General features: G+C 45.3%; 20 protein-coding genes. 8 read left to right on the top strand and 12 right to left on the bottom strand.

Translation table 11 applies throughout. The features are described 5' to 3' along the window. Positions 1-16: 16 nt before the first annotated feature. Together EDC16_RS07130 and EDC16_RS07125 are read right to left on the bottom strand one after the other, a co-directional pair. Complete coding sequence (locus EDC16_RS07130) at positions 17-1249, bottom strand: capsule biosynthesis protein (RefSeq protein ID WP_132966856.1); 1233 nt, start codon at positions 1247-1249, stop codon at positions 17-19. A gap of 79 nt (positions 1250-1328) precedes the next feature. Next, positions 1329-3380 (bottom strand): capsular polysaccharide biosynthesis protein, encoded by a 2052-nt coding sequence (locus EDC16_RS07125; protein WP_132966854.1) that lies wholly within the window; start codon positions 3378-3380, stop codon positions 1329-1331. Positions 3381-3780: 400 nt separating this feature from the next. On the opposite strand from EDC16_RS07125, the gene EDC16_RS07120 reads away from it, so the two are divergent. Beyond that, positions 3781-4395, top strand: a complete 615-nt coding sequence (locus tag EDC16_RS07120; RefSeq protein ID WP_132966852.1) for an OmpW family outer membrane protein — start codon at positions 3781-3783, stop codon at positions 4393-4395. 123 nt (positions 4396-4518) lie between these two features. On the opposite strand, the gene EDC16_RS07115 is transcribed toward EDC16_RS07120, so the two are convergent. The 8 genes from EDC16_RS07115 to EDC16_RS07080 all read right to left on the bottom strand — a co-directional run bounded on the left by EDC16_RS07115 (position 4519) and on the right by EDC16_RS07080 (position 11658). Beyond that, positions 4519-4815, bottom strand: coding sequence for a YciI family protein (locus EDC16_RS07115; protein WP_132966850.1), 297 nt, complete (start codon positions 4813-4815; stop codon positions 4519-4521). A 45-nt stretch (positions 4816-4860) separates the two neighbouring features. After that, a complete protein-coding gene (gene yciA / locus EDC16_RS07110; protein WP_132966848.1) occupies positions 4861-5370 on the bottom strand; it encodes an acyl-CoA thioester hydrolase YciA in 510 nt (169 codons plus the stop codon). A 3-nt stretch (positions 5371-5373) separates the two neighbouring features. Next, positions 5374-5940 carry a septation protein A gene (locus tag EDC16_RS07105; protein ID WP_132966846.1) on the bottom strand — a complete coding sequence of 189 codons (567 nt, stop codon included), beginning with the start codon at positions 5938-5940 and terminating at the stop codon, positions 5374-5376. Continuing rightward, the gene (locus EDC16_RS07100) at positions 5937-6659 is read right to left on the bottom strand and encodes a hypothetical protein (protein WP_132966844.1); all 723 of its coding nucleotides are present in this window, start codon (positions 6657-6659) and stop codon (positions 5937-5939) included. Before EDC16_RS07100 ends, EDC16_RS07105 begins: the two co-directional genes overlap by 4 nt. Positions 6660-6716: 57 nt before the next feature. Then, complete coding sequence (prmB, locus tag EDC16_RS07095; protein ID WP_132966842.1) at positions 6717-7730, bottom strand: 50S ribosomal protein L3 N(5)-glutamine methyltransferase; 1014 nt, start codon at positions 7728-7730, stop codon at positions 6717-6719. A 211-nt stretch (positions 7731-7941) separates the two neighbouring features. After that, positions 7942-9309 (bottom strand): L-serine ammonia-lyase, encoded by a 1368-nt coding sequence (locus tag EDC16_RS07090; protein WP_132966840.1) that lies wholly within the window; start codon positions 9307-9309, stop codon positions 7942-7944. Positions 9310-9668: 359 nt separating this feature from the next. Further along, a complete protein-coding gene (locus EDC16_RS07085) occupies positions 9669-10943 on the bottom strand; it encodes an HAAAP family serine/threonine permease (RefSeq protein WP_132966838.1) in 1275 nt (424 codons plus the stop codon). A 340-nt stretch (positions 10944-11283) separates the two neighbouring features. Then, positions 11284-11658, bottom strand: coding sequence for a YacL family protein (locus EDC16_RS07080; protein WP_132966836.1), 375 nt, complete (start codon positions 11656-11658; stop codon positions 11284-11286). A 437-nt stretch (positions 11659-12095) separates the two neighbouring features. Between EDC16_RS07080 and EDC16_RS07075 the strand changes: the two genes are divergently transcribed. Genes EDC16_RS07075 through EDC16_RS07065 form a run of 3 tightly spaced genes read left to right on the top strand, consistent with a single transcriptional unit; the run spans position 12096 to position 15559 of the window. Then, entirely contained in the window at positions 12096-12362 is a 267-nt protein-coding gene (locus tag EDC16_RS07075; protein ID WP_132966833.1) for an oxaloacetate decarboxylase subunit gamma, read from the top strand. A gap of 60 nt (positions 12363-12422) precedes the next feature. Then, a complete protein-coding gene (gene oadA / locus EDC16_RS07070) occupies positions 12423-14231 on the top strand; it encodes a sodium-extruding oxaloacetate decarboxylase subunit alpha (RefSeq protein WP_132966831.1) in 1809 nt (602 codons plus the stop codon). Positions 14232-14251: 20 nt separating this feature from the next. Next, entirely contained in the window at positions 14252-15559 is a 1308-nt protein-coding gene (locus tag EDC16_RS07065; protein ID WP_132966829.1) for a sodium ion-translocating decarboxylase subunit beta, read from the top strand. A 118-nt stretch (positions 15560-15677) separates the two neighbouring features. Here the strand turns inward: EDC16_RS07065 and erpA are convergent, their stop codons facing one another. Next, on the bottom strand, positions 15678-16019 hold the full coding sequence (erpA, locus tag EDC16_RS07060) for an iron-sulfur cluster insertion protein ErpA (protein ID WP_132966827.1): 342 nt from the start codon (positions 16017-16019) through the stop codon (positions 15678-15680). A 196-nt stretch (positions 16020-16215) separates the two neighbouring features. Between erpA and map the strand changes: the two genes are divergently transcribed. Together map and glnD are read left to right on the top strand one after the other, a co-directional pair. After that, complete coding sequence (map, locus tag EDC16_RS07055; protein ID WP_132966825.1) at positions 16216-17019, top strand: type I methionyl aminopeptidase; 804 nt, start codon at positions 16216-16218, stop codon at positions 17017-17019. A 29-nt stretch (positions 17020-17048) separates the two neighbouring features. Next, positions 17049-19679: a bifunctional uridylyltransferase/uridylyl-removing protein GlnD gene (gene glnD / locus EDC16_RS07050; RefSeq protein ID WP_132966823.1), complete on the top strand. Its 2631-nt coding sequence runs from the start codon at positions 17049-17051 to the stop codon at positions 19677-19679. 52 nt (positions 19680-19731) lie between these two features. Here the strand turns inward: glnD and cls are convergent, their stop codons facing one another. Beyond that, the gene (gene cls, locus EDC16_RS07045; RefSeq protein WP_132966821.1) at positions 19732-21192 is read right to left on the bottom strand and encodes a cardiolipin synthase; all 1461 of its coding nucleotides are present in this window, start codon (positions 21190-21192) and stop codon (positions 19732-19734) included. 47 nt (positions 21193-21239) lie between these two features. On the opposite strand from cls, the gene EDC16_RS07040 reads away from it, so the two are divergent. Next, a complete protein-coding gene (locus EDC16_RS07040; protein ID WP_132966819.1) occupies positions 21240-21965 on the top strand; it encodes a TIGR01621 family pseudouridine synthase in 726 nt (241 codons plus the stop codon). Positions 21966-22008: 43 nt separating this feature from the next. After that, positions 22009-22851 (top strand): KPN_02809 family neutral zinc metallopeptidase, encoded by an 843-nt coding sequence (gene ypfJ, locus EDC16_RS07035; RefSeq protein WP_132966817.1) that lies wholly within the window; start codon positions 22009-22011, stop codon positions 22849-22851. Positions 22852-23060 lie beyond the last annotated feature (209 nt).

Raw genomic sequence — 23060 nt, 5'->3', positions numbered from 1 at the left:
GCAGCAAGGGCAGAAGTCAGCTTTCGTTTTGTGGATAATACGGATAACGCAAAATCACCCGGTTATAAAAACTGCCGTTCAGCTGGGTTTTGTTAAGGTGAAAACGGCGATAGGCAGAGAACAGTTTCATATTGGGTTTTTCGGGGGTATGCCAAAAATTGTCCAATTTTCCCTGATAGGTTAAACCGGGAATATTGTAATGGGCACGCCCCAAGGTGATGACCGGCATCGCGTGAAGCAGTGCGGAAATGCCGCTGGTGCTATTCAGGGTGACCATGCCTTTGCCATAACGCAAGAAAACCGGCATCGGCACATCGTGAATATAATATAAGCGAGTGTTTAAATGGGAATAACGAGCTTTATATTCATTGATCACCTGTTGGTAATCAATAAAGCCGCGATCCATCGGGTGGTGTTTCACAATCAAACTTAAATTATCCGGTGCTGTTTGGGCAAAGGAGTCCAGCACTTCACGCAGAAATTGTGCTACGCTGCTATAGTCACTGTGCACGTTTATTTGGCTATCGTCATACACTTGCAATGGCAGAATATAGAAATTACCAAAATGCCCTTGTTCCACTTTTTTGGCGAAGGAGTGATCGCGAATCATGTAACTGAAGCGCTTAATCCCTGAAATCAGCCATAATTTAATGTAATACAACACGTTCAGAATACGGTGATGGCGATAGTGTGGATATTGCGCTCGGTTTAAATACGCCTTGCGATAATAACCGATTGCCAGTTTTGCCATTGGAACAAAGCCTTGTGCCACTTTTTGTGGTTTTGGTGGTTCGACCGCTTGAGGACAACGATGGATAAAAAAATCAGCTTCGTGTGGAATGGTTGAAAAGGCATTGACGCCGTCTTTTTCCAACGTGATGTAATCCGGGCGGAAATAGCCCTCTTCAAACACCCAAAACGACAACTTGGATGCGGTAGCAATTTTTTTGGCAATTTTGTGGTAATGTCGATTGTCGCCAAAACAGACTAAGGCATCGATTTGATGTTCACGGCAAAAACGGGTTAAATAACCAGAAAATTGTTCGAGCGAATCACGATAGGCAAAAGTATTTTCGAGTGTATTGGGATAAAAATATTCATCACCCGCATTGAAGTTGATTTTATATACCGTTTTACCTTGAGATTGTAACCATTGCGCAAAATTTTGAAAAAAATGCCCAATGGGTCCTTGCAACAAAAGGATGCGCTCGGCAGAAGTGATTAAATCATCTAAGTTATGGCTAAGCATAAAACTCCAACATCATGATTATTTCAATTATCTTATCAAATATCCACAGACCCTAAGGCAAAAAAAGAATTTCAACAACTTATTTTAGGGCTAAATAAAGATGTTTTAGCTTCGTTAGCTGTTTTTTCATCCAATGCCGTTGCAACCCGTTCCCTTGCAGCTGATTTTTTTGTTGTTGTAATATATCAATCGCAGTTTGAACATCAATCATCTTGCCACTATTGGGGGCAACATATTGTGGATAATACACGAGCACCCCTGAAATAAGCTGTGCCAAATTCAGCTTTCGCTGACGCCTTGCCAGTGATAAATGATCAACGGTTAGCCCCCAATTGGCATAAAACGGCAATCCGTAGCAATGTACGGTTTTATGCCGCAGCAGTGCTTCAAAACCAGCGAGCGATGTCATCGTATGCACTTCATCAACTTGTTGAATACACTGTAAAATATTTGTATTTTCAACAATTTCATCCGCATATTGCAACGCTATCTCAGATTTTATTGCGCCGACACGGTTGCCACTCAATACATCGGGATGCGGTTTATAAACAATATAAGCGTCGGGGTTATTTAACCGCACTTGTTGTAATAATTCAAGATTACTTTTTATTTGCGGCGAACCAAAGCGGATCGAGGCATCATCTTCCACCTGTCCCGGTACTAAAATGCTTCTTTTATCTTGAGTATCAATACTCAATTCAGTGTCGCCAATATTATATTTGCCGATATTAGCCGCAATTAAGTGCTGTCGCAGCTGTTCAGCGGTGTGCAAATCTTGTTCGGAAAACGCTTGGGTTTGCAGGATATCCTCTAAGCGAGAAGGCGACTCGGCATTAAAATAGATACCTAAATCATCGATCACTAAGGAAAGTGGCGCTACCAAATTGGAGCCGAGCCCGACTGAGCGGATAAAGCCGTCTTCCATGCGCAAAAGCGGAATTTGTTGTTGTGCAGCATAAGCCAGTAGTTCCGGTTTGCCTTGGCTCCAGATTAACAGGCGACTGTCTTTTTTCAGGGGTATCTTGCGCAGTTTATCCAGCGAAGATACGAAATGTAATCGGCAGCCGGGAAAACGAAAAAACGGTTTGATCACCGCTCTTTTCCAGAGTGACATGCCGATACAATAAAGATGACCACGCAATCGTTGATTTAATAATGTTGCTTGATGGAGGTAATCAATCACCTCAAAAATTGTCCCAACTTCCCCGTTGTTCGGATTAATATAACGGCTGTATTGCAAATAAGCGGCGGCAAACAGCTGCAATAAAGTGCGGTCGGCACGGCGTTGCTGTTGTTGCAAAATGCGGACTTGAGGGTGGCGATCGTCGGTTAACCCCCAACCGGCAAACCACGGCACACCAAATGTCACCACCGGTTTGCCGACGAGTAGCGCCTCGAACCCCATGTGTGAGGTGACACAATAGACTTTATCTACCTGTTTCAGCAATGAAAGTGGATTAATATCTTGCGCCAACAGCCGCACTTGAGAAAACTCAGCAGAAAGTGCGGTCAGATAACCTTTCTTTTTGCCACTGATCACATCAGGGTGGGTTTTTACCCAAATTTCCGCCTCCGGATTTTCAGCAACCGCACTTTGCAGCATATCTTGAAAACGGGCTGCATCAGCTTGCCCATATTTCACCGCCATATCACCAAAGGTTTGATCGATCACCAGCACAATGCCTTTACTTGTTGTAGGTGGTACGAAATCTGGCGCATGATTATATTTAGAGAGTTGATAACCACAAATCAACTCAAGTGCGGTTTCGGCTTGTTGCAATAATCCATCATCAGCTGACTTATCCAAAATTAACTGCTCAAGGCGCGAAGATTTTTCTGTGGCATAATAAATTCCAAGATCATCAACCACCATTGAAAACGGCGCATAGCCCTGTACACCTAACCCCAACGAACGCAAAAAACCATCTTCCAGTGCAACATAGGGTAATTGGTGCTTTACTGCGTAGGCACACGCTTTCTGAGTTGAAGGGCGCAGCCCCCAACCAAGCACTTGATCCACTTGCAATGACCCAAAAAGACTTTTTGTCACCATTTCAACATCTGGCAAAAAAGAGTGCAAGTGCGGTATCGCTAAAATGCCACGGGAAAAAATCAGGGATTTGGGTTTCATAAACGCTTATAGAGTTGATAATGATGGTTAATAGTTTATCACAGTGAATGGAGTAAAGCAGTAGTGTTGTGGTCAAGGATAGTCAGAGTGGTTTGCTGAATCTGCCAGCAGTTTCAATTCGCCTGACGCAAATATAATTGCTTTATCATCTTATAGTTAAAGTGAATAATCTTATCTAAGTATAAAAAATACACAAATTTATGGTGTTTTGGGGTTAGATCAAAAGGTTTGCTTGTTAATGACCTGTTAGCAAAAGCGTAAATCAATATTTTATTTTTATTAAAAAATTTAAATTTGATTTAGGTCACAGTTTGCGTACCTAATTATGGGTATAGTGGTGACACTTCCGGCACAGACCGAAAGTAAAATTATAAAGTAACCATTTATAGAGGAATCCAAAATGAAAAAAACAACGTTAGCATTAGTTGCGGCAGCAGTATTAGTGAGTGGGTCGGCGTTGGCACATCAAGCTGGTGATGTGATTGTGCGTGGTGGTCCGATTTTGGTCGTGCCAGACACCTCTACCAATAGCGAGATCTTTAAATTTGATGTGAACAGCAATGCCCAATTGGGATTGACCGGCACTTACATGATCACCGACAATCTTGGGGTGGAATTGTTGGCGGCAACTCCATTCAGCCATGAAATTAAATTAGGCAACACTTTGGTCGGTAAAACCAAGCATTTACCGCCTAGCCTGTATTTGCAATATTACTTCTTAGATAAAGATGCGAAAGCCCGTCCATACTTGGGTGCCGGCGTGAACTATACCACTTTCTTCAGTGAACAATCTAAATTGGATGGCGTAACTGATCTGAAATTAAAAGATTCATGGGGACCTGTTGTCAATGCCGGGGTGGATATTGGTTTAACCGATAATTTATATCTGAATACTTCGGTTTGGTATGCCAAAATCAAAAGTAAAGCCAGCTTTAAGCTCGCTGGTGAAGAACATAAAGTGAATGTGACTCTTGATCCAATGGTTTACTTCATTGGTTTAGGTTATAAATTCTAATTTTGCGGGGTTTCTGCTAAAAGAGAATTGGTAGAACCGCACTTTTAAAGTACAGGTTTTGCTTCATCGGGGGCAAAACCTGTATTTTTGTTTGCGTGTAAAATATTTTACGCAAAGTGCGGTTTAGAATACACGTTTAAACGGTTTGACAATCACGTCGCCATACACGCCGGCAGTAACATAGGGATCGGCAGCCGCCCACTGTTGTGCCTGCTGTAAACTGTCGAAACGTGCAATCACGGTAGAACCGCTGAAACCGGCTTCGCCTGGATTTTCGTCGTCAATAGCTGGGTTCGGGCCAGCGACTAGCAGACGATCTTCACTTTGCAGTGCGGTCAGACGCGCCAAATGTTGTTCGCGCACGGCTAAACGTTGTTGCAGAGTGCCGGGTTTGTCTTGTGCAAAAATAACGTAATACATGATTTTTCTCCTTTTATGTATTGTTTCTATCATTGTCTCTTTAGATCATTGTTTCTTTAGATCATTGTCGCCTTGAAGTTGATAGTATTCTTGTAATTCAAACATCGCTTTGTCCAATTCGGCATTATTCTCTTTCGGAATGGCTTTCGGACGGCCGTTTTGGTCGATCGCAACAAAGGTAAACACTGCATCGGTGACGCAGTAACGCTCGTTAAACGGTTCAGTCGAGACCTTTTTAACCCAAACTTCCACTTCGATTTTCAACGAGCTGTTGCCGACTTTGATACAGCGCCCGTAACAACAAATGACATCGCCAACCGACACCGGACGAATAAAATTAATTTTATCTACGGATACGGTAACCACACGCCCTTGCGCAATCTCTTTCGCCATAATGGCGCCACCGATATCCATTTGCGACATAATCCAGCCACCAAAAATATCACCGTTGGCGTTGGTATCGGAGGGCATCGCAAGGGTACGCAGCAGCAGCCGCCCTTTCGATACCCGCCCCGGATTCGCACCAAGTGCGGTTTCAACAAATTCGTGTCCCATAATTTATTCTTGATCCTGATGATTAGTGTTGTGTGCTTGCTGATCTTTCGGCAAATGACGGTATAGATAAACGCCGGTGATCACGGTGGCAACTAAGGTCATGCCGATGACGCCGAAAACTTTAAAGGTTGCCCAAGCATCGTCAGACATATAGTGGCTGATATACAGATTTACTAACATACACAGCACGAAAAACAGCGCCCAACCCAAGTTAAGATTATTCCACACGGTTTGCGGCAAGCTGATCTCTTTGCCTAACAGACTTTTGACCAAAGGTTTTTTGAAAGCGTATTGGCTGATCAATAGCGCAAGGGCAAAAATAGCGTAAACGATGGTGACTTTCCATTTCAAAAATTCCAGATCATTGAAATAGACCGTCAACAGCCCGAAGAAAATCACCGCAGCGGCCATAATTTTTTGCTGTTTTCCAATGCCGCCGAATTTGAGCTTCAGCAAAACCATCTGAACGACGGTGGCGGCAATCAAAGTGATGGCGCCGGCCTGAATGCCGTAAAGTTTATACGCGGCAAAAAACAGAATTAAAGGGATAAATTCGAGTAATTGTTTCATTGAAACTTCCGTAGGATATTTTTATCAATAAACAGCTGGTAGAAGCGATAGGTAAACACCAGGGTAAACAGGCTGATCGCAGCGCTGACGGCAGCAACGATCAGCGTCATTACTATCGAGCTGGCTAACGGTGCTAATTGCAAGGTGATAATCAGCGGGATCAGATAGACCAATAGGCTGAACAAAAACAGTGGCAGGATACGTTTGCCGCTGCCATTCAGCCAGACCAGCTTTAAAGCTTGGGAGAAAGTGCTGTTCTCCAACACATAGGAGTAAGGCGCCAGACATAAACGAATAAACAGATAGCAACCGATCAGCACCGAAGGCAGGGCGAATAGCGATCCGCCACCGGTCGCGACATAGCTGGCAGCGGCCAAACTAAAAGGCATCACGATCAGAAAATTCAGTAATAAAAAGATCGGCGTTTTCTTCACCGCATAGGCAAAGGCATTGCTGAGATTGGCGGGTTTTTGCTGGCTGATAAAGGTAATCATGCTGAGAAACCACAGGATCAACAGCGAATTGACCACTTGTCCGGCAACGGTCAACATCAAAAAAGTGCTGCCGCCGCCTTCTGACTGGGGATCGACACCATTGAGTAAATAGCGGAAAAACACATTATCAATGACCAACAGTACCAGAAAAAACAGCGCCATTTGGCGTTGGTTCAGAATGAAATTCCAACTGTCTTGGAAAATTTTGATAAAATTAACGGGCATAAAACGTCCTGAAACAAGAAAAAACGGTAGTGATTATAGCAATTATCTCCAGCAAACTCACTCTCTATCCGAACTTGCTGTCCGGTTACTGATGATGGAGAAAGCCGACGATTTATAAGCTTCAAACAGTGCTGCATTGGCGAGCAGTTGCGCTTTAGTCAGCGAGAACACGCCATCACCACCTTGTTTGAATTGAATCCAGTTAAAGGCGACAGTCGGGAATTGTTCGATCAAATGCACCATGCTGTTGCCGACTTCGCACACCAAAACACCATTATCGGTTAAATAATCTGCCGCTTGCGCCAAAATACGTTTCACCAGAATCAAACCGTCCTGTCCGGCTTCCAGAGCCATCGTCGGTTCATGATAAAATTCTGCCGGCATTTGTTGCAGATCTTCTTCATCGACGTAGGGCGGATTAGAGACAATCAGGTTGTATTGATCCGGTGGTAAGGCAGAAAACAGATCGGATTGAATCGGGAACACACGGTGCAGCGCATTGTGTCGTTCGATATTGATTTCGGCCACTTGTAGCGCATCGGGTGAAAGATCGATAGCGTCGATTTCCGCCTGTGGGAATCTTGCAGCGCAGGCAACGGCAATGCAGCCACTGCCGGTGCACATATCCAAAATGCGTTTTGGCTCGTCTTTCAATAAGCCGGTGAAACCATCTTGAATCAATTCGCCGATCGGTGAGCGTGGAATAATGACCCGTTCGTCCACATAAAACTCCAGCCCACAAAACCACGCATTGTGGGTTAAATAAGCGATTGGGGTGCGAGTGCCGACCCGTTGAATTGCCGCATGGAACAGTTTTTGTTTTTCATAATAAGTCAGGTTGGAGCTGTAAAGTGCGGTCGGCACATCTTGCGGCAGGTGCAGCACCGACAACGTCAATTGCACCGCCTCGTCCCAAGCGTTATCTTGCCCGTGTCCATAAAAAATATCGGACGCATTAAAATAGCTGTACATCCAACGCAGAAAATCTTGAATGGTTTTGAGATCTTCCAGACTGGAAGAAAGCTGCATTTCTTCGACTAATTCGGGGTTGTAGTTGATCTTTTCGGACATAAATTGAGTACCTTATAAAACAATATCATTGCCTAGTTATACCATATTTATCGCTGCTTTGCATAAAGCGTATCGGCTTTGACTGAGGAAGTGTTTGTTTTGTTTAAAAAGAGAGCAATAGTATTTTTTGCTTAAATGGCGGCTTCCTAACAACCCCCAAAGAAAAACCGTAGCCGATTGAAAGATTGGGCTACGGCTGTTCATCAGCAGATTAATCGCAAGGCAGGATTTTGATCGCTAAGCCGCCGGTAGAGGTTTCGCGGTACTTAGAGTTCATGTCTTTGCCGGTTTCATACATGGTTTCGATCACTTTATCCAGACTGACCGACGGGCTGCTGGTGCGACGCAGTGCCATGCGGCTGGCATTGATTGCTTTGACTGACGCAATCGCATTGCGTTCGATGCACGGCACTTGCACTTGTCCGTTGACCGGGTCACAGGTCAAGCCCAAATTGTGCTCCATCCCGATTTCCGCTGCAATGCAGACTTGATCCGGCGTGCCGCCCAAAATTTCGGTCAAACCTGCCGAAGCCATCGAACAGGCAACACCGACTTCGCCTTGACAGCCGACTTCTGCGCCGGAAATCGAGGCATTCATTTTATACAACGAACCGATAATCCCTGCGGTCAGTAGATAGCGCGAAATCGTCTCTTCGGTCAGTGGCGCAATAAATTGCTGATAATACGCCAACACTGCCGGAACAATACCACAAGCACCGTTGGTTGGTGCGGTCACCACGCGGCCGCCAGCGGCATTTTCTTCATTGATTGCCAAAGCAAACATATTGACCCAGTCGATTATTTTCATCGGATCGTTCGACAGGCTATTGTTAGATTCCAGCATATGCCGAAGTGCGGTGGCACGGCGCGTGACTTTCAACGGCCCTGGCAGCAGCCCTTCGGTATTCAAACCGCGCTGCATACAATCCCACATGGTTTGCCAGATACGTTGCAGATAGTCGTTGACCGCACTTTTGCCGTGTAGTGCAATTTCGTTTTTTAGCATTAAACCAGCAATTGATAGCCCGTTGTCTTTGCAATGTTGCAGAATATCGGCGGCGTTGCGATACGGAAAAGGGACTTGAATCGGGTTGTCTTCCACTTGACCAAAATGCGCTTCATCAACGATAAAGCCGCCGCCAATTGAATAATAGGTTTGTGAATAGATCACCTCACCTTGTTGCAATGCCCGAATAGTCATGCCGTTTTCGTGCAGTGGCAAAAAGTGACGCTGAAACAGCAAATCTTTTTCTACATCAAATTTAACCTGATATTGTCCGCAGGCAATGCTTAAAACGGCGGTTTGTTTTAAATTGTCGATAAATCCGGGAATGCCTTCAATATCTACATTTTCCGGCAAATAGCCCGCCAACCCCATAATTACCGCCGTGTCGGTGCTGTGTCCGCGACCGGTCAGCGACAGCGAGCCGTAAACATCGACTTTAATTTGATCGGTTTTATCCAACAGTTGTTGTTGTGCCAATTCGTCAAGGAATTGTTTTCCGGCTTTCATCGGGCCGACGGTATGCGAACTGGACGGGCCGATACCGATTTTAAAAATATCAAAAACACTAATCATAGAATACCTAATTTTGTTCTTAGATGTAGGGTCTGTCGTTCTTTGTTTATATTTTGAGTTGTGGTTTAAAATGAGCACAATCTAGGCGTAAGCCGAAATCAATAGTGGGACTATTGATGAGGATTACAACAACGAGTGTGCTCATTTTAAACACAATCCGCAGGACTATGGCTATTTTTCGCCACTACGGCGTTAAAAGTCGTTCGTTTAGAATGACTAAACTTCACAACTTTTGCCTTGTATTGACGAAAAATAGTCTATAGCTCAAATTATAAACAAAGAACGACAGACCCTAGAAACCTCCGCCTAAGTCGAGTTAAGCGGAGGTTTGTTAAATAGTGATTATACTCTGGTTTTGGTTAGCGGAAAAGGACATACACGATAGCTGAAATCGCGATCAATCCCATGACGGTAACAAAAACATTGCTGAATTTTCCACGATAGCGCTGCATCGCAGGCACTTTGCGAATCGCATACATCGGCATAATAAACAGAATCATGGCAATAATCGGACCGCCTAAGGACTCGATTAAGCCTAAAATACTTGGGTTGATGGTTGCCACAATCCACAATGAAATCAGGAAGAAAAGTGCGGTGCCGTAGTTCAGTTTTTTCTGATTGATGGCAGTTTTGCCGGCGTCACGGTTCATTTTGACAATCAAACCTGCCAAACCTTCACGAGCGCCCAAATAGTGACCGAAGAACGAGCTGGTGATCGCTAAGAAGGCCACCAATGGACCGAAATAAGAGATATACGGATTATCAAATTTATTGGCTAAGAATGACAGAATAGAGATGTTTTGTTGTTTGGCTAACACCAGATCTTCCGGCGTCAGACTTAAAACACAGCTAAACACAAACAACATGACAAAAACCAATAATAACCCCGAAGTGCCACGCAGCACCTTGCCGGTGTGTTGTTCGGTGCTGGCGAAGTCTTTATATTCCCGTTGTTGCGACAAGCTAAAAGCAGAGATAGCAGGTGAGTGGTTGAAAGAAAAGACTAATACCGGAATCGTCAACCATAAGGTGCCCAAAAAGGCTTGAGTAGTCGGGATTTGTTGCAGCGCAGAGGTATTCCATTCCGGAATCAGATATAACGACAATGCAAACAGGATCAACACCAATGGATACACCAGCCATTCAGTGACTTTCAACATGAATTTTTCACCCATCAACATCACTGCAATCAAGGCAGCGATCAGCATCACTGACAAAATAGCCCGTGGCGGAGCCGTCATCATCAGCTGGTTTTCCATAAAGGAGATGACGGTATTGGTGATCCCGACACCATAGATCAACAAAATCGGGAAAATAGCGAAGAAATACAATAGCGTTATCAATTTTCCGGCGGTATTGCCAAAATGTTCTTCCACCACTTCAGTGATGTCGCTGCCGGGATTTTTGGAAGAGAGCACAAAACGGCTTAAGCCACGGTGTGCCAAATAGGTCATCGGACCGACGATCACTGCCATCACGACTAACGGCCAGAACCCGCCCATACCGGCGTTGATCGGCAAAAACAGAACGCCGGCGCCGACGGCAGTTCCGAAAAGGTTCAATACCCAAGCACAATCAAATTTATTCCATTTCTTTGTGTTGGCTTGGTCGGCTTTAATAGCACTTATATCCATTTTTTATTATCCTTGTTTGAGATTAATTTCAATCAACGTAATCCGTTTGATCGGTAGAGTTGTTCTACAACGGCGCGAATAGTAGTGAAGTGCGGTATTAAATACAAATGCGGAATTTTGAATTTGTGATCTTGGCAACAATATAAATTTATTTTGGTTAAATATGTTTCAAAAATTGTTAAAAATAATGATTATTTTATACTCAACAAGGGAAAGTTGTCTGTTTTTTGACGAATTTATCATTCTGGTCTTGAAAAATGATTGATTTTATGCTTATCCAGAAATAGCAGTGTGAATATGACTTAAAATAAAATATTTTCTCGCTTTGATAGCATTAACGCTATTTTATTTTGATAAAATCCCGATATTGCAGCAGCAGTCGTTCAAAATCTTCCAGCCCGCAGAATGCCAAACTTTCTTGATCGTAATAGCCAAAACCGTCCTCTATCATATAATCACAGGCGAAGCTCAAATTATTGGCTTGCACCACCACTTCTTCTGCATTGACGGTAATAAAAAACTCACGACCTTCAAGGCGCTGTTCAAAGTGCGGTGTGGCATGTTGTTTTGCTTGTTTAATCATGTTTAAAACAGCATCGAGCTTTGCCCAATCGCCATCAATTTCGCTATTGATCCAAGCGGCAACCGCTTCGTGATCCATGCTACAACGGACTAGCGGTTTGCCAAGATAGTCGCAGGTAAATTGAAAATCCATAATGTTATATCTTATGTCAAGTTAGGGTCTGTTGATGTTTGTTTATAGGGTCTGTTGATCTTTGTTTATATTTTAAACACAATCCGCAGGACTATGACTCTTTTTCGCCACTACTTTTCGTACTACAGCGGCGTTAAAAGCCGTTCGTTTAAAATGACTAAACTTCACAACTTTTGCCTTATTATTGGCGAAAATAGTGGCGAAAAATAGTCTATAGCTCAAATTATAAACAAAGATCAACAGACCCTAATGTATAACAGAAAATTAATTTGCATTTTAGCAAGGCTTGCGGTAAATAAAAACAGCTATTTATTTGAAAACGCCAAATCACAAAATACACCAAAATGAGTTGATCTGGCGCAAAAATTACCAATTGAATTTTAAGTATGCTATAACCTTAAGGCATATTAATTTTATCAACACGGTGGGAGGGTGGTATGACAGCAGCAGAACTAATGGCGGAAGGTATCGCTTTAATGGTGTCGGGAATGGGGTTTGTTCTGCTGTTTCTCTGCATTTTGATTGTTGCGATCCGTTTAATGTCGTATCTGGTTAATCGGTTTTTCCCTGAATCGATGTCAACCAACCCGCACTTTTCTGCTCCAAAGCAAGCAAATTTGACTTTGTCGACAGCACAAGATGAGCTTGATGTTCTGCGTCCGGTTATTGTGGCGGCAATTGCCCACCATCGCCGTCAGCGTTAGCAACCATAGATCAAATCATAAACAAATATCAACAGTCCCGAATCTTTATGGAGTATTCTCATGACAAAATCTGCACACCCAATCGCGATTACTGATGTGGTATTGCGTGATGCCCATCAATCGTTATTTGCCACACGGCTACGTTTGGATGATATGTTGCCGATTGCAGCCGAACTGGATCAGATGGGTTACGCCTCACTGGAGTGTTGGGGAGGCGCGACGTTTGATGCCTGTATTCGGTTTTTAGGTGAAGATCCTTGGCTTCGGTTGCGAGAGCTGAAAAAAGCGATGCCGAAAACGCCGTTGCAAATGCTACTACGTGGGCAAAACTTGCTGGGTTATCGACATTATGCCGATGATGTGGTCGAACACTTTGTCGAAAGAGCGGTCAGCAACGGAATCAATGTGTTCCGTGTATTTGATGCGATGAATGATCCGCGCAATATGCGTTGTGCGCTGCAAGCGGTGCGGAAAAACGGTGCTCATGCGCAAGGCACACTCAGTTATACCACCAGCCCGGTGCATACGTTGGAAACTTGGTTAGACCTCTGTGAACAGCTGCTGGAAATTGGTGTTGATTCATTGGTGATCAAAGATATGTCAGGGATTTTGACGCCGATGGCAGCGCATCGCTTGGTACGCGAAATTAAACAACGCTATGACATTCCGTTGCATCTGCATTGCCACTCCACCACCGGCATGGCAGAAATGGCACTGTTGAAAGCGATTGAAGCGGGAGTCGACGGCGTGGATACTGCAATTTCTTCCATGAGCGGAACCTATGGTCACCCGGCAACGGAAGCATTGGTGGCAACATTGCAGGGAACGGAATATGACACCGGCTTGGATATTCATAAATTGGAAAAAGTGGCGGCTTATTTCCGTGAGATTCGTAAAAAATATCAAGCTTTTGAAGGACAATTAAAAGGCTCTGACAGTCGCATCTTGGTGGCGCAAGTGCCGGGCGGTATGTTGACGAATTTGGAAAGCCAGCTAAAACAACAAAATGCTTCACAACGTTTAGACGAAGTGTTGTCTGAAATTCCACGAGTTCGTCAAGATTTAGGCTATATTCCGTTGGTGACGCCGACCTCACAAATTGTCGGTACTCAAGCGGTGATCAATGTGCTCACGGGAAGTCGTTATCAAACCATTGCTAAAGAGACTGCGGGTATTTTGAAAGGCGAATACGGGCGTACACCGGCACCCGTCGATACCGCACTTCAAGCCAAAGTGCTAAACGGTGCAGCGCCGATGACCGATCGTCCGGCAGATCATTTACCGCCGGAAATGCAGCAACTGACAGCAGAAGTGAAGCAACAAGCAGCACAGCAGAATATCAAACTGGCGGATAATCTGATTGATGATACGCTGATTGTAGCGCTGTTTCCGCAAATCGGTTGGAAATTTTTGGAAAACCGTGATAATCCGGCGGCGTTTGAAGCGGCACCAGCAGCTGCTTCAGACATGTCTAAAGCTGCGCCGGTTAAACCAACCACAGCAAATTCGGTGAATGCTACCGATGCGGCGGTGTATACGGTTGAAATCGATGGCAAAGCCTTCGTGGTCAAAGTCAGTGAGGGCGGGGAGGTTGGCGATATCAGTCCGGCAAAAGAGCGGTCGTCACCGGATGAGACGTCACTTCCGACAGCGAATGCGATTACAGTCAGTGCGCCAATGGCTGGCAATATTTGGAAAGTGCTGGTGACGGAAGGGCAACAAGTTGAAAAAGATGAGGTGTTGTTGTTGCTGGAAGCGATGAAAATGGAAACCGAAATTCGCGCAGCTCAGGCCGGCACAGTGCAGGGGATTGCGGTGAAAGCCGGGGAGATGGTTGCTGTCGGTGATCGTCTGATGAATTTGATATGATCAGAGCAAGGTAACGGATTATGGAAAGCATTTACGCCCTGTTGCAGGGAATCGGCATCAGGCATCTTGAGCTGGGGCAAGCGATTATGTTGGCAGTCAGCTTGTTGCTGCTGTGGCTTGCGATCGCCCGCAAATTCGAACCACTGTTATTATTGCCGATTGGTTTTGGCGGGTTGCTGGCTAATATTCCTGAAGCCGGTATGGCGATGACCGCATTGGATAACCTGCTGCATCACGGCAGCACTGAACAGTGGGCGTTTGTTGCCGATAAACTGAATGTAGCAGCAAACTTGGATTCGATTAAATCCGGCTTGAATACCGCACTTCCTTCCGTGCTGGCGCAATTAGAAAGTTATGCAACGGATCAAGGCTATACCACCGGAATTTTAGCGCTGTTTTATAAGGTTGCTATCGGTTATGGCGTCGCGCCGTTAGTGATTTTTATGGGAGTTGGGGCGATGACGGATTTCGGGCCGCTGTTGGCAAACCCGAAAACATTGTTATTGGGCGCCGCTGCACAATTCGGTATTTTTGCCACCGTGCTCGGTGCATTGGCATTAAACAGTTTGGGGGTTATTGAATTTACCCTGCCGCAAGCGGCTTCGATCGGCATTATCGGCGGTGCAGACGGTCCGACGGCAATCTATCTTGCCAGCAAACTAGCACCGGAACTGCTGGGGGCGATTGCGGTGGCGGCGTATTCTTATATGGCGTTGGTGCCGTTAATTCAGCCACCGATTATGAAAGCGCTCACCAGTGAAACAGAGCGTAAAATCCGCATGGTGCAGCTTCGCCAAGTCAGCAATCGGGAAAAAATTCTGTTTCCGATTGTATTGCTGTTATTGGTGGCGCTGTTGCTGCCGGATGCCGCACCGTTATTGGGGATGTTTTGTTTCGGCAATTTAATGCGGGTCAGTGGCGTGGTGGAACGTTTAAGCGAAACCACGCAGAATGCTTTAATCAATATTGTGACGATTATTTTGGGCTTATCGGTCGGAGCAAAATTGGTGGCGGATAAATTCCTGCAACCGCAAACGCTGGGGATTTTACTGCTGGGTATGGTCGCATTTGCGATTGGTACTGCTAGTGGGGTGATTATGGCGAAGTTGTTAAATCGTTTTTCTAAAAATAATCCGATCAATCCGTTAATTGGCGCTGCCGGCGTCTCCGCGGTGCCGATGGCAGCACGGGTCGCCAACAAAGTCGGTTTGCAAGCTGATTCGCAAAACTTCCTATTAATGCACGCAATGGGCCCCAATGTTGCCGGAGTAATCGGATCGGCGATTGCTGCCGGGGTGATGTTGAAATACATTGCCGCGATGTCGTAAAAAGCAAGTCGGCTGTAAATAAAAAAGATGTGTCGCCGCAAAGCATCACATCTTTTTTACGTTTTTATAACCAGATAAAAGTGCAGTCAAATCAAAAGTGCGGTTTATCGCTGAAATATTAAATGCTAAACGACGAGCCACAGCCGCAGGTGGTGGTGGCATTGGGATTGTTGACCACAAAACGTGAGCCTTCCAAGCCTTCGGTGTAATCCACTGTGCCGCCGATCAAATATTGCAGGCTCATTGGATCGACCACCAATGACACACCATTTTTATCAATCGTCAAATCACCATCGTTGATTTTTTCATCAAACGTGAAGCCGTATTGAAAGCCGCTGCAACCGCCACCGGTGATGTAAACCCGCAATTTCAAGTCCGGATTCTCTTCATCGGCAATCAGATTTTTCACTTTGTTTGCTGCTGCGTCTGTAAAATCGAGAGGAATCGCCATCTCACTCATAAGTACTCCTACGCTGTGTACTTTGCCAACTATAAAAAAGATTTGCGCATTATAGCACTATTTTTCGGCTAAAAAAGAGCGAAAATTCGCTTTCGAAACACAGAGAGATCATTGGAATGATGGCAGAAATGGTTTCTTTAGGCATAAAATGCTACAATGCTTGGCGATTTTCAATAATAAAAAGGCGAGAAAAGAGATGAATATTCCTATCTGGAGCGGAGAAGAGCTGGATAAGATCAGAACGGCTTGCAAATTGGCGCAAGAGGTGCTGGTGATGATTGAACCTTACGTCAAAGAAGGCGTCAGCACGGGCGAGTTGGATCGCATTTGCCATCAATATATGCGCGAGGTGCAGCAGGTGATACCGGCATGCTTGAATTACAACGGCTTTCCGAAAGCCACGTGTATTTCAGTGAATGAAGTGGTGTGTCACGGCATTCCGGATGACGGCAAAATCTTGAAAAAAGGCGATATTGTTAACATTGATGTCACGGTGATCAAAGACGGTTTTTATGGTGACAATTCTAAAATGTATCTGATTGGCGAGCCGTCGATCAAAGCTAATCGGCTATGTGAAGTGACTTTGGAATCACTATATGTCGGATTACGCACGGTAAAACCCGGTATTCGTTTAAATCAAATCGGGCGCAGCATTCAGCAATATGTGGAGAGCAAAGGCTGTTCGGTGGTGCGCGAATATTGCGGGCATGGCATCGGCAACCGTTTTCACAGTGATCCGCAAGTGCTGCATTATTATGCAGATGACGGTGGTGTGGTGTTGAAGCCGGGCATGGTGTTCACGATTGAGCCGATGGTTAATGCCGGACGACGTGAAGTGCGGTTGATGAAAGACGGTTGGACGGTGAAAACCAAAGATCGCAGCCCGTCGGCACAATATGAACACCAGATTGTGGTGACAGAAAATGGCTGTGAAGTGATGACGATTCGTGATGAAGAAATTGCTGCCGGACGAATTTCACGCTTGATGATTAACGATTGATTTTGAATAAGTGTCGGAAGGCATAAAGCATGATATCTAGCCGTGATCAAGTCAGCGATGTGGTGGTCGAAAATAGTGTAATTGACGTCAGTGAAGTAAAAGTGCGGTTGCAGGCGCTAAAAGCGCAGGAATTGGCGCAATTTAATCACAGTGATATTAACCACTTGATCGCTGAGCGCAGCCGCTTTTATGATCAGTTGTTTCAGCAGTTATGGCGCCAGTTCGGTTTGGATCAACAGCCGTTGGCGCTGGTTGCGGTCGGCGGTTATGGGCGCGAAGAGATGTTTCCGCTCTCCGATTTGGATATTTTGATCCTCAGTGACACCGCACTTGATACATCACAGCAAGACAACATTAGCGCACTGATTCAATTTTTATGGGATTGTCACTTTGAAGTCGGCCACAGTGTGCGTACGCTGGATCAATGTATTGCCGAAGGGCAGGCGGACATCAGTATTGCCACCAATTTATTGGAGTCCCGTTTTCTGGACGGCAATCAAACCTTGTTCCGACAGTTACAAAGTGCGGTTAAATCTGCTGAATTTTGGTCGATCGAGGCATTTTTTGCCGCTAAAATGCAGGAAAAAGCTGAGCGTTACCAACGTTACAATAATACCGGCTATAATTTAGAACCGGATATCAAATACAGCCCCGGCGGCTTGCGCGATTTACATTTATTATACTGGATTGCGCTGCGCCATTTGGGCGTCAAGAACCTGCAAGAGATTTTGGATTCGGGTTTTATTTACCCGGAAGAACACCGCACTTTGAATCGTGCGCAGCAATTTTTATTCAAATTGCGCTTTGCGTTGCATCTGGTGATCAAACGCTATGATAACCGTTTGTTGTTTGATCGGCAGGTGAAAGTCAGTGAAATGTTGGGCTATCAAGGTGCAGGTAATCGGGCAGTAGAAGAGATGATGAAGCACTTCTTTCGTGCCTCCCATGACATTATGCAGCTGACAGAATTGTTGCTGCAACACTACCAAGAGCATTTTATTCAGACTTGCGACAGCGGCAAGGCACAGCCATTAGATTCGCATTTTGAACTGAAAAATCAGGCGATTCGCTTGCGCAATCCAGACTGCTTTTTACGGCAACCGGATACGATACTGGATCTGTTTTTCCATTTGACACAGCAGCCGCAAGCGGTGCTCCATTCCACTACGCTGCGTCGGTTGCGTTTAGCGTTGGCGGTGCAGGATAGCGACAAAAAAGGGCAGTATCTGATTGATATTCCCTCCGCACGGCAAAAATTTGTGCATCTGTTGGAACAACCGCAAGCGATTGCCCGAGCGATTGTGCCGATGCACCAGCACGGTGTGTTAAATGCCTATTGTGAAGAGTGGAATAATATCAGTGGTTTAATGCAATTTGATCTGTTTCATGCGTATACGGTGGACGAACACACCGTGCGGGTGCTGTTGAAGTTGGAAAGCTTTCTCGATCCACAAAATACGGAACAGCATCCGCTGTGCGTTGAACTGTTTCCGCATTTGGCAAACCGAACCTTGATCTACTTGACCGCACTTTTCCATGATATTGCCAAAGGGCGTGGCGGTGATCATGCCGAGTTGGGCGCCATTGATGTTTATGACTTCGCACAAAAACATGGTTTTGATGAGCAAGATGCGGAAATGACCGCTTGGTTGGTGCTCAATCATTTAAAAATGTCAGTCACTGCACAGCGGCGTGATATTTATGATCCGCAAGTGGTGTTGGCGTTTGCCAATAGTGTGAAATATCAAATTCGTCTGGATTATTTGACGTGTCTGACCGTGGCGGACATCAGTGCCACCAACAGCACGTTGTGGAACAGTTGGAAGCGTTCGTTGATTAAAACGCTTTATCAATTTACCAAGCAGCAGCTGGAACAAGGCTCGGACTATTTGCTGGATATCAGTGATGAAATTTTGCAACATCGTCTGCGAGCGTTGACACTATTGCAGCCATTGCTGCAAGATGAGCGCTTGAAATTACGTACCGTCAATGATTTTTGGCAGCGTTGTCCACAGGACTATTTTTTACGCAATAATCCACAACAACTGGCCTGGCATGTTGAATTGATCTGTCAAACAGGCGAGCAGACTATTGTGAAATCCAGCAATCGTTTTTCACAAGGCGGCACCGAACTGTTTGTCTATTGCCCTGATCAACCGCACTTGTTCAACAAAGTGGTGCGAGCTATCGAGGCGAAAAATCTGTCAATTCACGATGCCCAAATTTTAACCAGTAATGACGGCTATGCTCTGGATTCGTTTATTATCAGCGAAACTTCCGGCATGCTGGCGAAATTTGATCGCCGCCGCAGCATCGAACAGAGTGTGTTGACTGCGTTGCAAAGTGAATATAAGCCGGCGCTGAATACTAGAATCAACAATAAGTTACAGCATTTTCATGTCCCAACTGAAGTGCGGTTTATCGACAGCAAAAGAGGTGATCAAACCGAATTGGAAATTTTTGTGCTGGATAAACCGGGATTATTGGTGACGATTAGTAATGTCTTTAGCGAACAGGGGCTTAATTTGTTGAATGCGAAAATTACCACCACCGGCGAACGGGCGGAGGACTTTTTTATCCTTGCCAATTCGCAAAACAGAGCCTTGGACGACAGTGAAAAACAGCGGTTGCAGCGGGCATTGCTGAGCGCACTTGATTAGCGTCTGTTGGTGTTTGTTTATAGCTCAAATTATAAACAAACACCAACAGACCCTAGAGCAATGGGCTGAATAAAAAGAACAGTCGCTCAAAAAAGCGTTTATAAATCGGGCGGCGGTACCAAACGTGTGCATCCATCAGGCTGGATTGTGCTAAATAGCCGGTTTGTAACGCCTCGACCTCTTGTCCGAAACGCAGATCATCCACGATCATCGTTACTTCAAAATTCAGCATAAAACTGCGTGCATCCATATTTACTGTGCCAACCAGTGCCAGACGGGAATCAATCAGAATGCTTTTGGTGTGCAGCAACCCGTTTTCAAAACGGTAAATTTTCACCCCGGCTTCCAACAATTCATCAAAGAAAGTGCGGCTCGCCCATTCGACTAAGAATGAGTCATTTTTCTCTGGTAGGATCAGTTTGACCTCAACTCCACGAATCGAAGCGGTTGCCAGCGATTCGGCAATGGTGGAACTGGGCACAAAATAGGGCGAGGTGATTGTGATGCTGTGCCGTGCGCTGCTGATCGCCAGCAGCAGCGATTGAGTCATCAAATCTTGTGGAAACCCGGGACCGGACGGCAAAATTTGCACGCCGTGCGAATCATCAGGTTTATGTTGTAACAGCGGACATTGCGGCAGCAGCGCAACGTCTTCATTGGTTTCCATCTGCCAATCCCAACTATGAACGCCCTGCAAAATAAGTGATACCGGCCCTTCAATCCGCACCATAATATCGATCCATTGTCCGACTTCGGCGTGCTGTTTGAAATAACGCGGATCAACCATATTCATGCTGCCGGTGTAACTAATATTGTCATCGATCACCACAATTTTACGGTGTTGCCGCAAATCGACACGACGGAAAAACATACGGAACAGATTGGCGTGCAGCGCTTCCTCGATTCGAATGCCATTGTCGAGCAGGTAACGGTAATTTCGGCTGCCCAAAAAATGCTTGCTGCCGACGGAGTCCAGTAAAATTTGAATTCTTACCCCACGTTTGGCAGCGCGAATTAAGGCGCTGGTCAGATCATTGACCAAGCCGCCGTCCGACCAGATATAAAATGTCATGTAAATGCTTTTTTGCGCCTGTTCAATATCCTGAATCATGGTTTGGATAATGTTTTCGGCACTGTTTAAAATATGCAGTTCGTTATTTAACACGCACGGAATGCCGACTCGATAGCGGCTCAAGGCAAACAACGGTTTAAAACGTAGTTTTTCGTTGCTTAAGGTTAAATTGGAGCATTGATCAAAACTGCTGAACCATTCGGTGTAGAGCGGTGCCAGTTTTTTGAAGGACTCGCCGCGACGCCGTCCGAGTTTGATTTCGCCTAGAATCAGATAGGCAATAATGCCGAAAATTGGGATCATAAAGATGATCAGCAACCACGCCAAGGTGACGGAGACCGCTTGTTTTTTAAATGCCAAACGTGCGGTGATTCCAATGCCGAAAATCCAGACAAATGCCGGCAGCAAGTAACCGATAATTTGCGAAAGTTCTATATTCATACTATGCTTATCAAACGCCTTAATTATATGATTGATAGATAACCGCGATGTTGCCAAAAGAAACGATTACCTCGAAAGCTGATATTGCTGATGCTGATATTCCTGAACCGATTGCTGTGGTGTACCGCCACCCCGATTTTATTGTGATCGACAAACCGATCGGCATCAGTGTGCATAAAGATCAACAACTATCAGGATTGCCGGATTGGGTGGCGCAGCAAACCGGTGATGCCAAGCTATGGCTGGTTCATCGTTTGGATAAAATCACCTCCGGCTTACTCATTTTAGCTCGCAATAGCGCCGCTGCCGCCGAGTTTTCACGCCTGTTTCAAACGCATAAAATAGAGAAACATTATATCGCGCTTTCGAGCGGGAAACCAAAGAAAAAGCAGGGCATGGTGACAGGTGATATGGCGAAAACACGTAACGGCAGTTGGAAACTGTGTCGCAGTCAAACCAATCCGGCAGTCACCCGTTTTCACAGTGTGCTGTGTGAACCTGGCTTGCGCTTATTTCATCTGATGCCAAAGAGCGGTAAAACGCACCAATTGCGTGTGGCGATGAAAAGCCTCGGCAGCCCGATTTTGGGCGATCAGCGCTATGGTGATAAAACCGCACTTGACCGCACTTATTTACACGCTTATGCGCTCAAATTTGAGTATCGGGGTGAGAAAATTGTCATCACACAATTGCCGCACAGCGGCAAATACTTTCTACGCGCCGAGGTACAGCAGCAATTGCTGCGGTTAACGATTGATTGCACAACGGATTAAGGGGATAATACAACGATTTTGATTCATTTTAAGGGGAAGCAATATGCGTTGGCAGGGGCGTAGAGAGAGCAGTAATGTGGAAGATCGCCGGGGCGCGTCCGGTGGAGGTGGTTTTAGGGGCAAGGGCGGAGGTATTGTCGGTTTGCTGATTATCTTAGTCGGCGCTTATTTTGGCGTCGATCTGTCCGGTTTGGTCGATGCCAGCAACATTAGCTCGGGGCAGAGCTACCAATCTTCACTGAACTCTCAAGAAGAGCAGCAACTAAATTCCTTTTCGCGAGTGGTGCTGGCGGATACTGAAGTGGCTTGGGAGCAGTATTTTGGCAAGAGCGGTCAGCGCTACACACCACCAACAATGGTACTTTACAACTACGCAACCCAAACTTCATGCGGAACCGGACAGGCAGCAATGGGGCCGTTTTATTGCCCGAATGACCAGCGAGTGTATCTGGATCTTTCGTTTTATAAAGATATGAGCAGCAAACTGAAAGCCTCTGGCGATACCGCATTTGCCTATGTGATTGCGCATGAAGTCGGACATCATGTGCAAAACTTATTGGGCATTTTGCCGAAAGTACAGCAAGCTCAGCAACGCAGCGGCAGCCAAGCCGCTGCCAATCAATTATCGGTTAAACTGGAGTTGCAAGCCGACTGCTTTGCCGGTATTTGGGGGCACTATGCCGATAAAAACGGTATTTTAGAGTCAGGCGATTTGGAGGAAGCCTTCAATGCTGCCGAAGCGGTCGGTGATGACCGTTTGCAAAAACAATCTCAAGGTTATGCAGTACCTGACAGCTTCACCCACGGCACATCGGCACAGCGTTTAGCTTGGTTTCAACGTGGATTACAAAGTGGTGATATTAAGCAATGTAATCCATTTGGCTAAATCGTTGCTGCTGCTTTAAAGTGCGGTCAGCTGCAAACAAATAGCCTAAAACAATCTGTAATTTGACACTACAGATTGTTTTTTTATCGCTAAATTCTCATTTAGGATAAAAAATAAGGTTTTTTATCTCTTTTGCTATTGATAATTGTTATCAATAATGTAATATGCTACGCCTCGAATGTTCCTAAATAGAGATCAACAAACCCTAA

This window comes from Testudinibacter aquarius (assembly GCF_004342725.1).
In the GTDB taxonomy this organism is placed as follows: domain Bacteria; phylum Pseudomonadota; class Gammaproteobacteria; order Enterobacterales; family Pasteurellaceae; genus Chelonobacter; species Chelonobacter aquarius.
This window is presented reverse-complemented; position numbering and strand designations above follow the sequence as displayed.

Excerpts from the sequence above, each read along its gene's own strand:
- EDC16_RS07090 (WP_132966840.1), bottom strand. The coding sequence starts at position 9,309 with ATGATTAGTGTTTTTGATATTTTTAAAATCGGTATCGGCCCGTCCAGT.
- prmB (WP_132966842.1), bottom strand. The coding sequence starts at position 7,730 with ATGTCCGAAAAGATCAACTACAACCCCGAATTAGTCGAAGAAATGCAG.
- ypfJ (WP_132966817.1), top strand. The coding sequence starts at position 22,009 with ATGCGTTGGCAGGGGCGTAGAGAGAGCAGTAATGTGGAAGATCGCCGG.
- EDC16_RS07120 (WP_132966852.1), top strand. The coding sequence starts at position 3,781 with ATGAAAAAAACAACGTTAGCATTAGTTGCGGCAGCAGTATTAGTGAGT.
- EDC16_RS07075 (WP_132966833.1), top strand. The coding sequence starts at position 12,096 with ATGACAGCAGCAGAACTAATGGCGGAAGGTATCGCTTTAATGGTGTCG.
- EDC16_RS07085 (WP_132966838.1), bottom strand. The coding sequence starts at position 10,943 with ATGGATATAAGTGCTATTAAAGCCGACCAAGCCAACACAAAGAAATGG.
- yciA (WP_132966848.1), bottom strand. The coding sequence starts at position 5,370 with ATGGGACACGAATTTGTTGAAACCGCACTTGGTGCGAATCCGGGGCGG.
- glnD (WP_132966823.1), top strand. The coding sequence starts at position 17,049 with ATGATATCTAGCCGTGATCAAGTCAGCGATGTGGTGGTCGAAAATAGT.
- EDC16_RS07100 (WP_132966844.1), bottom strand. The coding sequence starts at position 6,659 with ATGCCCGTTAATTTTATCAAAATTTTCCAAGACAGTTGGAATTTCATT.
- map (WP_132966825.1), top strand. The coding sequence starts at position 16,216 with ATGAATATTCCTATCTGGAGCGGAGAAGAGCTGGATAAGATCAGAACG.
- EDC16_RS07065 (WP_132966829.1), top strand. The coding sequence starts at position 14,252 with ATGGAAAGCATTTACGCCCTGTTGCAGGGAATCGGCATCAGGCATCTT.
- EDC16_RS07080 (WP_132966836.1), bottom strand. The coding sequence starts at position 11,658 with ATGGATTTTCAATTTACCTGCGACTATCTTGGCAAACCGCTAGTCCGT.
- cls (WP_132966821.1), bottom strand. The coding sequence starts at position 21,192 with ATGAATATAGAACTTTCGCAAATTATCGGTTACTTGCTGCCGGCATTT.
- EDC16_RS07115 (WP_132966850.1), bottom strand. The coding sequence starts at position 4,815 with ATGTATTACGTTATTTTTGCACAAGACAAACCCGGCACTCTGCAACAA.
- erpA (WP_132966827.1), bottom strand. The coding sequence starts at position 16,019 with ATGAGTGAGATGGCGATTCCTCTCGATTTTACAGACGCAGCAGCAAAC.
- EDC16_RS07040 (WP_132966819.1), top strand. The coding sequence starts at position 21,240 with ATGTTGCCAAAAGAAACGATTACCTCGAAAGCTGATATTGCTGATGCT.
- oadA (WP_132966831.1), top strand. The coding sequence starts at position 12,423 with ATGACAAAATCTGCACACCCAATCGCGATTACTGATGTGGTATTGCGT.
- EDC16_RS07125 (WP_132966854.1), bottom strand. The coding sequence starts at position 3,380 with ATGAAACCCAAATCCCTGATTTTTTCCCGTGGCATTTTAGCGATACCG.
- EDC16_RS07105 (WP_132966846.1), bottom strand. The coding sequence starts at position 5,940 with ATGAAACAATTACTCGAATTTATCCCTTTAATTCTGTTTTTTGCCGCG.
- EDC16_RS07130 (WP_132966856.1), bottom strand. The coding sequence starts at position 1,249 with ATGCTTAGCCATAACTTAGATGATTTAATCACTTCTGCCGAGCGCATC.